At 72.1% G+C, this 9,633-nt stretch carries 8 protein-coding genes and 1 pseudogene; 5 read left to right on the top strand and 4 right to left on the bottom strand.

The window, feature by feature from the left end; translation table 11 throughout:
- Window positions 1-186, bottom strand: a pseudogene (locus HYE82_RS29300) (CAP domain-containing protein); the annotation flags it as partial.
- Between the two features lie 958 nt (window positions 187-1,144).
- On the opposite strand from HYE82_RS29300, the gene HYE82_RS29295 reads away from it, so the two are divergent.
- Together HYE82_RS29295 and HYE82_RS29290 are read left to right on the top strand one after the other, a co-directional pair.
- Entirely contained in the window at window positions 1,145-1,525 is a 381-nt protein-coding gene (locus HYE82_RS29295; RefSeq protein ID WP_179177202.1) for a hypothetical protein, read from the top strand.
- 500 nt (window positions 1,526-2,025) lie between these two features.
- Entirely contained in the window at window positions 2,026-3,012 is a 987-nt protein-coding gene (locus tag HYE82_RS29290) for a glycoside hydrolase family 43 protein (RefSeq protein WP_309144485.1), read from the top strand.
- A 4-nt stretch (window positions 3,013-3,016) separates the two neighbouring features.
- On the opposite strand, the gene HYE82_RS29285 is transcribed toward HYE82_RS29290, so the two are convergent.
- On the bottom strand, window positions 3,017-3,889 hold the full coding sequence (locus HYE82_RS29285; RefSeq protein WP_179177201.1) for an XRE family transcriptional regulator: 873 nt from the start codon (window positions 3,887-3,889) through the stop codon (window positions 3,017-3,019).
- Window positions 3,890-4,254: 365 nt separating this feature from the next.
- On the opposite strand from HYE82_RS29285, the gene HYE82_RS29280 reads away from it, so the two are divergent.
- Both HYE82_RS29280 and HYE82_RS29275 read left to right on the top strand, forming a co-directional pair.
- Complete coding sequence (locus tag HYE82_RS29280) at window positions 4,255-4,902, top strand: hypothetical protein (protein ID WP_179177200.1); 648 nt, start codon at window positions 4,255-4,257, stop codon at window positions 4,900-4,902.
- A gap of 88 nt (window positions 4,903-4,990) precedes the next feature.
- The gene (locus tag HYE82_RS29275) at window positions 4,991-5,494 is read left to right on the top strand and encodes an RICIN domain-containing protein (protein ID WP_179177199.1); all 504 of its coding nucleotides are present in this window, start codon (window positions 4,991-4,993) and stop codon (window positions 5,492-5,494) included.
- 71 nt (window positions 5,495-5,565) lie between these two features.
- Here HYE82_RS29275 and HYE82_RS29270 read toward each other — a convergent pair whose 3' ends face one another.
- Entirely contained in the window at window positions 5,566-6,510 is a 945-nt protein-coding gene (locus HYE82_RS29270; RefSeq protein WP_179177198.1) for a hypothetical protein, read from the bottom strand.
- A 15-nt stretch (window positions 6,511-6,525) separates the two neighbouring features.
- A complete protein-coding gene (locus HYE82_RS29265) occupies window positions 6,526-7,395 on the bottom strand; it encodes a papain-like cysteine protease family protein (RefSeq protein ID WP_179177197.1) in 870 nt (289 codons plus the stop codon).
- An 833-nt stretch (window positions 7,396-8,228) separates the two neighbouring features.
- Between HYE82_RS29265 and HYE82_RS29260 the strand changes: the two genes are divergently transcribed.
- Complete coding sequence (locus HYE82_RS29260) at window positions 8,229-9,554, top strand: fibronectin type III domain-containing protein (RefSeq protein WP_179177196.1); 1,326 nt, start codon at window positions 8,229-8,231, stop codon at window positions 9,552-9,554.
- Window positions 9,555-9,633 lie beyond the last annotated feature (79 nt).

Here is a 9,633-nt window from a genome sequence, read left to right as displayed (position 1 = left end):
CAACGAAAGGGTGGGGACGCCGTGCCAGGGGCGCATCTCGTGCCGTTGGGCGGCGGTCTGCGTACGGCCGGTCTCCTGCCCGCCCAGGCAGGCCATGGCGGCCGTGGGCACGCCCACGATGGCCAGAGCGCCGACGGAGATCGCTATTTTCCTGTAGTGCTTTTTCTTCTTCCGGTGCTTCTGCATGCGTGACCTCATTCGGTGATCGCGAAGCTTCCGGCGACCGAACCGGAAGGCGCCGGAGGAGTCGCCATTCTTAAAAGCCCGGCTTCGGCCTGGCAAGTTATGGCAACTAATGCGCACAGGAGATCCGGAACGCGGCTTGAAACAGGCCGCGGATCATGCATGGCTGCAGTGCGGCTACTCCGGGAAGGGCCTGATGGTCGGCCAGAAGCGGTCGGGATCAGGGAGAACGGAGGATTGGGCGGGACGGCGACGGATTCCTTTTCCGCCGGAGTGGGGAATGTCGATTCCAAAACGGACAAATCTTGAAATGTCGGCGGGATGGCGCGGGCGTGAAGATTCCGTTTTCGGCCCGGTTGCCGTGACGTATGTCACGGCAACCGGCGCGGGCCGGCCGCAGGCCGCCGACGGGGGTCCCGAACGGGCACCCGGGGCGGGAACGGGGGTGCACCACGGGATCGGCCGACGGGCCGGGGCGGCATGCCGGTGTTGCACATCCGGAGGAACGGCGGCGCGACCGGGAGCGGCGCCGGGTCCGGGGCGGCTCCTCCCGCCTGCACCCGCCGCGATGCGGAGCCGCAGCTGCGCGAGGCCCTCCGTCGGGCGGGGTTCGTCCTGCTCGTGAGGGAGTCCGCGGCCGGGAAATCCCGGCTGGCGTACGAGGTGGCCCGCTCGCTCTTCCCCGGCACACCTTCGTCCGGCCGCAGGCCCGGGCGGCGCTGCCGCGGGCTCTCCGGACGGCCGCCCGCCGTCGGAGATCCCTCCTGTGGCTCGACGACCTGGAAGTCTTCCTCGGCGCAGGGGGCCTCACCACCGCCGTGCTGGCCGCGCTCTCCACCGCCCCGCCCGGCCGGCGCGTGGTGCTCGCCACGATGCGCACCGAGGAGTACCGGCGCTCGCCGCCCGGGAGGCGGGCCGCCTGACAGGCTCCGACCGGGACGCCTGGCGAGCCCAGTGGGACGTGCTGCAACAGGCGGAGGTGGTGCGGCTCGCCCGGCGGTGGTCGCAGGAGGAGCGTCGGCGGGCCGCCGCCCACCGGCAGGACCCGCGTATCGGTGCGGCGCTGCACGGGGCGCAGCGCTTCGGCATCGCGGAAGTCCTGGCGGCCGGGCCGGAGCTGCTCGCCGCCTGGCAGAACGCGTGGGTGCCCGGCGCCCACCCGCGCGGCGCGGCGGTCGTGGCCGCCGCCGTGGACTGCAGACGGGCCGGGCTGCAGGCACCGGTGAGCCGGGCACGGCTGCACGAGGCCCGGAACACCCGCAGGTACCGGCCACCCGGTGCAGCCTCATCTGGTACGGGACGCGCGAACCCGCCCCGGCGGAAGAGCAGTAGGCCGAGCTGATGGCCGAAGTGGAGCGCTGCCTCGGCCCCGACGACCCGCACACCCTGGCCGTGCGCAGCAGCCGGGCCGCCCTCGCCGCCAGGGTCGGCCGGATCGCCGAGGCCGAGTCGGCCCGGGAGTCGCCGGTGGCCGACCGCACCCGGGTCATGGGCCCCGACCAATCGCACACCCTCCATGCCCGGGCGGAGCGGGCCCGCGCCCCGAACGCCGCGGGCCGGCCCGACGAGGCCCGCGCCCCTGCTCGCCCGAACCCTCGGCGAGGCGGAACCTCTGCTGGAACGCGACCACCGGAACCTCCGCCTCGCCCGCGATCTGCTGGCCTCCCTCACCGCATCCGGTCCGGGGAAGACGCAGCCCGCGGCAGCACCCCCGGCGGCGCACCCGTACGCCCTGTTCTTCTCGGCTGGGGCAGCGACCTGTCGGCGCCCCGGCCGTTAGCCCGTCGAGAGGGAAGGCGCAGCCTCCCCGCACACAACGCCTCGTACCCAAGGAGACGACAGGTGTTCCCCACAGTCGTACGCCGGTTCGGACGGTCGGTCGCCGTCACGGCCGCCGGCGCACTCGTCGCAGGCCTGTTCGCCACGGCGCCCGCCCTTGCCGCCGTGCCCGCCCGGGCCGCCACGCCCGCCCTCGTGCTCGACCGGGACTTCCCCGACCCGGACGTCGTGAAGGTGGGCCGTACCTACCACGCCTACGCCACCAACAGCGAAGCCGCCGCCGTCCAGCACGCCACCTCCACGGACCTGGTCCACTGGACGCCGGCCGGCACCGACCCCCTGCCCCGCCTCGGCGACTGGGCGGAGCCGACGCGCTCGCTCGTATGGGCGCCGGAGGTCTTCGCGAACGACCGCGGATTCACGATGCACTACACCGCCCGCGACCGCGCCAGTGGCAAGCAGTGCATCGGCGTCGCCCTCTCCTCCTCCCCGGACGGGCCCTTCCAGCCCGTCGGCCAGGGGCCGCTGGTCTGTCCGGCCGAGCAGGGCGGCGCCATCGACGCAGCAAGCTTCACCGAGGGCGGCCGCCGGTACCTGCTGTGGAAGAACGACGGCAACTGCTGCGGGATTCCCACCCGAATCCACCTGCAGCCCGTCTCCGGGGACGGCACCCGGACGACGGGCGACCCCGCCCCCCTGATCGGCCAGGACCTCGCGTGGGAAGGGCAGCTGGTCGAGGCCCCGACGCTGGTGCGGCGCGACGGCCGCTACGTCCTCTTCTACTCGGCCGACTCCTATGCCGACCACCGCTACAAGACGGGGTACGCGGTGGCCGACCGGCTGACGGGCCCCTACGTCAAGGCGCCGGAACCGCTCATCTCCACCGAATCCCTCGGGGGCGCGGTCCGCGGACCCGGCGGGCAGGACGTCGTGACCGGCCCGGACGGCAAGGACCGGATCCTCTTCCACGGCTGGAGCCCCGACGGATCCAGGCGCCGCCTGCTGTACGCGGCCGGTCTCGACTTCACGGACGGCACCCCCCGCGTCTGACCCCTCAGCCCCACTTCTGGCGGTCGGAGCCGTCGCAGGGCACGGCCCGCAGCCCCTGCTCGCCGTCCTCCAGGCAGGTTCCGGCGGCCCGGTTCTTGATCTCGACCGATGCATCGGCCAAGGCCGTCACCGCCCACTTCTGGGAGGCGGCCTTGCTGCAGGACGCCCCCCGCAGCCCGGAGGCGCCGCTGTCCAGACAGGCGCCCGTGGCATGGTTGCGCAGCTCGCTGGTGCCGTCGGAATGCGGGTGGACCGTCCACCGCTGGTAGCTCAGCCCGTTGGGATCGAACGAGCGAAGCCCCTTGTCGAGGCTGTGGTCCAGGCAGTCGCCCGTGACGCGGTTGACGAAGATGCGGCTGTGGTCGGCGGGCCCTGCTCCAGCCGGCCCGGCCGCGGCCGCTTCCCGCGCCGGCTCCTGAGGACCGGCTGCCCCGCGCGCGGGAGCCGGTCCCGACGGCCACAGGACGAACGACGCCAGCGCACCGCCGCACAACAGCCCGGCGCACGCACCGCCCACGGCCCACGCCCAGCGGCGCTGAGCCCACGCCCCGGCCGTACGCCGCCACCTGCGCCACCGGGTATCCGCCCCCGGGACCGGGCGGACCGGTTCCGCGGGCGGCCCCGGCTGGCACCGGTCCGCCGCCTCCCACAGCGCCCGGTACTCCGCAGGATCGGCGCCCAGGGCACGGCACAGGTCCTGGACGGTCGTCCACGGCGGGACCGTACTGCCCCGGAGATAGCGGGAGAGCGACGAGTCGCTGATCATCACCTCGGATTCCAGCGAACGCAGCGTACGGCCGGACCGCCGCTGCAGAGCCCGCAGCGCATTCCCCAACTGCTGCCCCGCACTGGGCTGCTGCCCACCCAGGCCCGTCATGCCCGCCCCCTTCCGGCGGCCGCGCACCGGTGCCCCGGAAGGCCGCCCCATGTCCCGGGATGGTCGTGTCCCAGCAGGTCAGCACCTTAGGGATCCCGACATCGCCGAAGCAAACGGGACAGCGTTGCAGCGGCCGTCCCGAGCCCCGCAGACTCCTTCACGTCCCATCCCGCAGCCGGTGCCGACCAACCGTCACCGGCCCGTACGGGCACGGGACCCTGGACGGCCGTTCCCCGATCGCGCGGACCGTCGTGCTCCCTCCGTCCGCCGTGAACGGCGCACGCGAGCAAACAAGCAACACCAGTCACACAAGCAACGCGAGCAACACAAGCAACAGGCACAACACGAGAAGCAGGAGATTCCGCATGTCCAAGAAGACCACCCGCCGTTGGGTCACCGCGACGTTGACGGCGATGCTGTGCACCGGATCCCTCGCGCTGACCGCGCAGTCCGCACCCGCGGTTCCCCGGACCTCCGCGGCCTCGGAGGCCCGGCTGACGGCGGACGGCGCCGACCGCGCCCTCGCACCTCACGCCGGTCAGGAGGAAGCGGCACCGGCGGCCCAGGCGGCCCAGGCGGCTCCCCGGATCACCCGTGCCCAGGTGCTGGCCCGGGCGAAGACCTGGCTGACCGCCGACAACGGGCGTCCCGTGCCCTACAGCCAGACCAAGCGCTGGAAGGACGGATACCGGCAGGACTGCTCCGGCTACGTCTCCATGGCCCTCGGCCTGTCGAAGCCCGGCCCCAACACCGTCTCCCTGAAGAACGACGGCTTCACGCGCCGGATCGCGATGAAGGACCTCGCCCCCGGCGATCTGGTCATCAAGGCCAACAGCAACAACGCCGACCGCCGCCACGTCGTGATCTTCGACGGCTGGGCCGACAGCGCCCACACCGCCTACAAGTCCTACGAGCAGGCAGGCGGGGTCGGCACCCGCTGGAAGCAGCACTCCTACGGGGTGAACGGCCGCGACGGCTACCACGCCTACCGGCCCGTCAACATCGTCGGCTGACCGCCCGGCCTCCCCTGCGCGCGGGGCGGGCGTCCCCCGCCGCCCCGCGCCTGCCCCACCACATCCACCGCCCTCACCGAGGAGAGCCATGAACACCGTTGTGACGACCGCGAACAGGCTCCGGGCCGCCGCTGCCCTCGCATGCGCACTGCTTGCCGCCGGGCTGGCCACGGCCACGTTCACCACGGAGGCCGGCGCCGTTCCCGCGGCCGCGGCGGACACCGTCCAGACCTTCCGCAACAACGCGACCTCCGCCTGCCTGGACGACAGCGAGCACGGGATCCGCACGTACACCTGCCTGGGCAACGACCACCAGAAGTGGAACGTCCACCGGTGGGCCGACGGCACCCGTGAACTGCGGAACACCAAGACGGGCAGGTGCCTGACCGACGGCCCGGCGGGCCAGGTCACGCCGTATCCGTGCGACAAGGCCAAGGACCAGAGCTGGTTCGTCCACCGCTACCCGGACGGGGCGGTCGAGCTGAAGAACCAGCAGACCGGCCTGTGCCTGGACGACAGCCCGGCCCATCACCTGCGCACCTTCCCGTGCGGAACCCACAGCCAGAAGAGCCCTTACCAGACCTGGCGCTGAGGCCGGGCGGCAGCACGGCGACGGCGCCCGTCCACTGCGGTGGACGGGCGCCGTTCCGGCATGCGGACGGGTCAGCGCAGGGAGAGCCTCCGCCGGCGCCGGGCGTACACCGCGGCACCGCCGACCGCCGCCAGGGCGGCGACCCCGGTGCCGGCGACCGGCTGCCAGGACGCCTCGTCCGCCGGCTGCTCGGACGCAGCGGCCGCGGTCCGGTCCGGCTGGTCCTGCGTGAGGTCGGCGTAGCCGCCGGCCAGGCCCTTGCGGTCGTACTCGGAGCCGGGCAGCTTGTCGCCGTACCGGGCGGTCACCAGCTTCCGGTAGGCGGCGAGGGTGAGGGAGCGCTTGCCGCCGAGGCCGGTGTTCGCCTCGTCGTTGAGCGGCTCGACCATGCCCTCGGCGGTGAGCCGGTACCAGGCATGGATCTGCGGCTCGGTGAAGACCCGGGCCTGCGGCGTGCCGCGCTCGGCCAGGCTGAGGTCCTTGTCCCCGTCCCGGATGCCGGCCAGCTGCCAGCCCTCGGCGCCCGGGGTCTGCGGGCTGCTGCCCGTCGGGGAGGGGTTCCCTTGGGGCGCGAGCAGTACGGAGGCGGGGCGGCCGTCGGAGGCGTTCACCCGGGAGGCCAGGTAGGAGAGCCGCAGCGCGGTCTGCGGGTCGTCCTGGCTCTTGCCGGCCACGAACTCGGGGCTGATCTCGAACATCGGCACCGGGTCCTTGAGGTCGAACCGGGGTGGCGCGGCGGCAGCGGCGGGCGCGTTGGCGGGTCCGCCCTGGCTGCCGCCGTCCGCGGCGGCGGGACCGCCGGGCTGACGGGTCTGCACCAGGAAGCGGGAGACGGTGTCCCGGACCTGGTCGCTGCGGAGGGTCTGCTGTGCGGACTGGTAGCCGGCGATGCCGTCGCCGTCCGCACCTTGAGCGGAAACGTTCCCGCACAGGGTGGCGGCGAGCGCGGTGGTGGCCAGGACGGCTGCCCGGACCGCGGTGCGCCGGAAGCGCCGCATGGTGTGCATGGTGTGCATGGTCGGGTCCTCTCGTCAGCCCTGGATGCCGACCCGGGAGTGGGTCCACTGGAACGAGTTGTTGTTCACGTAGGTGGAGTAGTTCCACCAGGTGTACGTCTGGGTGGTCTGCCACGGGTCGCCGACGGCGATCATGTTGGTGGCGCTGTCGTAGCCGTAGATGACGTTCATGTGCCCGCCCCCGCTGCGCCAGCCGAACCGGACGGCGAACGGCCGGCCCGCGGCGATCTCGGCGGCCGACTCGTTGAACGAGGCGTTGCGGTACAGGCTGCGGCCGCTGTTGCCCATCCCCAGCCTGGCCAGGCCGTTGGCCATGTCCTCCAGCGTCGCCGGCTGGTTGTTGCAGTCCACCCACGTGCCCTGGGCGGCGAGTTGGCAGAACCGCTCCTGGGTGACGTTGCGGCCCCAGTACTTGGCGATGGTCACGCCCGAGGCGTCCCAGCACCACTGCGTCCTGACCTGCTTCTGCATGTCGATGTTCAGCGACTTCGCCGTCACCGGGCCGGGGTTGGGCTTGGTCGGCTTCGGGGTCGGGGTCGAGCCGCAGACGGGCAGGCCGGTGGTGTTCTCGCGGATGAACGCGTCGGCGATGTAGTAGGAGCCGGTGTAGATCCACCGGTTGTTGTTCTCCACGGTGTCCCCGGTGGTGCGGCAGGACATCTGGATCCGGTCGCCGGTCTTCGAGGAGCCGTTGATCTGGGCCGAGAGGGAAGGCTTGGCGCGGTGGTTGACCGTCCGGTAGTTGCCCTGCCCGCCGTAGACGGTGCCGCTGACGGAACCGGCCTGCGCGAAGGCGCCGAAGCCGAACAGCAGGCCGCCGGAGAGGGCCGCGGTGACCGTGGCTATCACGGCCTTCTTGCCGCGGGACATGCGACGTTTGTGCATCGTGCTCCTTGAACCGAGAGGGGGGTAACCCGCGGTCCGACGCTGCATGGCGCTGCAGTCCGGCCATGGGTCCGTGGCCGGGCATATCGGTACCGCTTTCCTCGATTGGATGGGGTGCCGGGAATCCTGCCAGAGAGAAAGGGCGATCTGAACGACATTGCTCTACGCGCAAAGATGTCGCCCGTTCAACCATCGCGGGCAGCAAAGTGACGGTACGTCAATTGACTTGCGCAGGCGGGAATTTGGTCGCGGTTGCAGGGATGGTCCAGTCCATCCCGGGCGGTTCGGCGGTGCGCGGACTTTACGTGAACTTGACGGTCCGCGGCTCGTTATTGGATGCTCCGTCAAATAGTCGAATAGCCGAGCGTGCATGCCGTGTGACTCTCCATATATTTTCCAATGGAGAATCGCGCGGGATTTGAGCGGCCCACCGGCGCCGCTGCGGCCACCGGCGGTAGTGCGGCCGTCGCGTTGAGCTCACCTCGCGCCGGACGGCGGCGGCGAGACCCCCGCTCGTGGATGCCGGGCGCTCGGCGGCCACCTCCAGGGCCCGTTCCGGCGCCCCTCGTTCGCCGGTCGCGTTCCGAGGTCGTGCGGGGCGGCGGCGAGGTGGCGCCGGGACGGAGCGTGACCCGTCGTGCCCGCAGTGTCGACACCCGCGGACAGGGGTTCAAGGGTGCCCTATCCGGACCTTAAGGGACGTATAACAGCGGCCCTGCAGCCGCTCAGGAGCCCTTTCGCGCCTCAATGCGCCCTTAGGGTCACGGGTGTTGACCGAGGCACTTCCGATGCCGCCGCCGCACCGGCGGATCGGCTTTACCAAGAGGTTTCTGATGTCCCGAAAGCGAATTGCCCTGGCCTGCGCGGTCGTCGTCGTCGGAGTCGGCTCCGTCGTCATCCCCGTGGCCGCCAACGCCGGAGAGGAGGACGGCCTGAGCGCCGCCTGCCGCGTCGCGGACCAGGCCACCGCGTGGTGGGCGTCCGGCGAGGTCTCCCTGGCCAACAAGGGGGACGGGCCCGTACGGGACTGGACCGCCGAGTTCGACGTGTCGCAGGGGCAGGTCACCATCGACAACCCCTGGGCGTACGAACTGCGCCAGGACGGCAGGCACGTCACGGTCAAGCCGATCGGCGACCGCGCCGACGTGGCTGCCAAGGGCACCCGCGCGGTCAAGGTGGGGATCAACCCCGCGGGCAAGGGGATACCGAAGATCAGCGGCTGCAAGGTCAACGGCGCGTCGGGCACCGGCACCGGCACCGCCGTCCCCGCCGACAGCGGCTCCTTCGTCAAGGACCACACCGCCGTCCACCTGATGTGGAAGCCGCCCGCCGGCGGAGCCGAGGTCGTCCGCTACGAGGTCTTCCAGGACGGCAAGCAGGTCAAGACCGCCAAGGACACGATGACGGACATCGAGCGGCTGGCCCCGGCCACCCGCTACGCGTTCAAGGTCCGTGCCGTCCGCGCGGACGGCCGTACCACGGGCTTCAGCAAGGACATCGTCCTCACCACGCACGCGGCGCCCGGCCAGGACAAGGCGAAGCCGGTCATCCCCGCCGACCTGGAGGCGACCGCCTCGGGCCCCCACCAGGCCTCCCTGCGCTGGCACGCCGCCACCGACGACGTCGCCGTCACCGGCTACCGGATCTACCGCAACGGCGCGAAGGTCCAGGAGGCGGACGGCAAGGCCACCTCGGCCACCGTCTCCGGCCTGACCCCGAGCACCGCCTACCGGTTCAAGGTCACCGCCGTCGACGCCTCCGGCAAGGAGTCCGACCCGACCCGCGAGGCACCGGTGACGACCGCCGCGGCGCCCGACGGGAACGGCGTGGGCACCGGCGCCCCCGGCGACCTGGCCGCCACCACCGCCACGAAGCAGGACGGCACCGTCACCCAGCACTACCTGAACCTCACGTGGTCCGTACCGCAGGGCGTCGGCCAGGTCACCACCTACCAGGTCTACCTGAACGGCAAGCCCGCCCAGACCTTCATGTGGGGCACCGGCGACCCGGTGCTGCCCGTCCCCACGGGCAAGGCCTCGCGCGAGGTGCTCGTCGGCGCCCACCCCGGCACCACGTACTCCGTGAAGATCCGGGCGCGGCTCGGCGACGGCAAGTGGGGCGCGTTCTCCCGCGAGCTGACCGTGAAGACCGGCGGCTGACCGCCCGCCCCGACAGCCCACGTCGCACCCCGACCCCATGACCAGCCAGGAGCATCCCCTCATGAGCACGACCCCGCCC

Origin of the sequence: Streptomyces sp. BR123 (genome assembly GCF_013401435.1) — a bacterium.
GTDB lineage: Bacteria > Actinomycetota > Actinomycetes > Streptomycetales > Streptomycetaceae > Streptomyces.
This window is presented reverse-complemented; position numbering and strand designations above follow the sequence as displayed.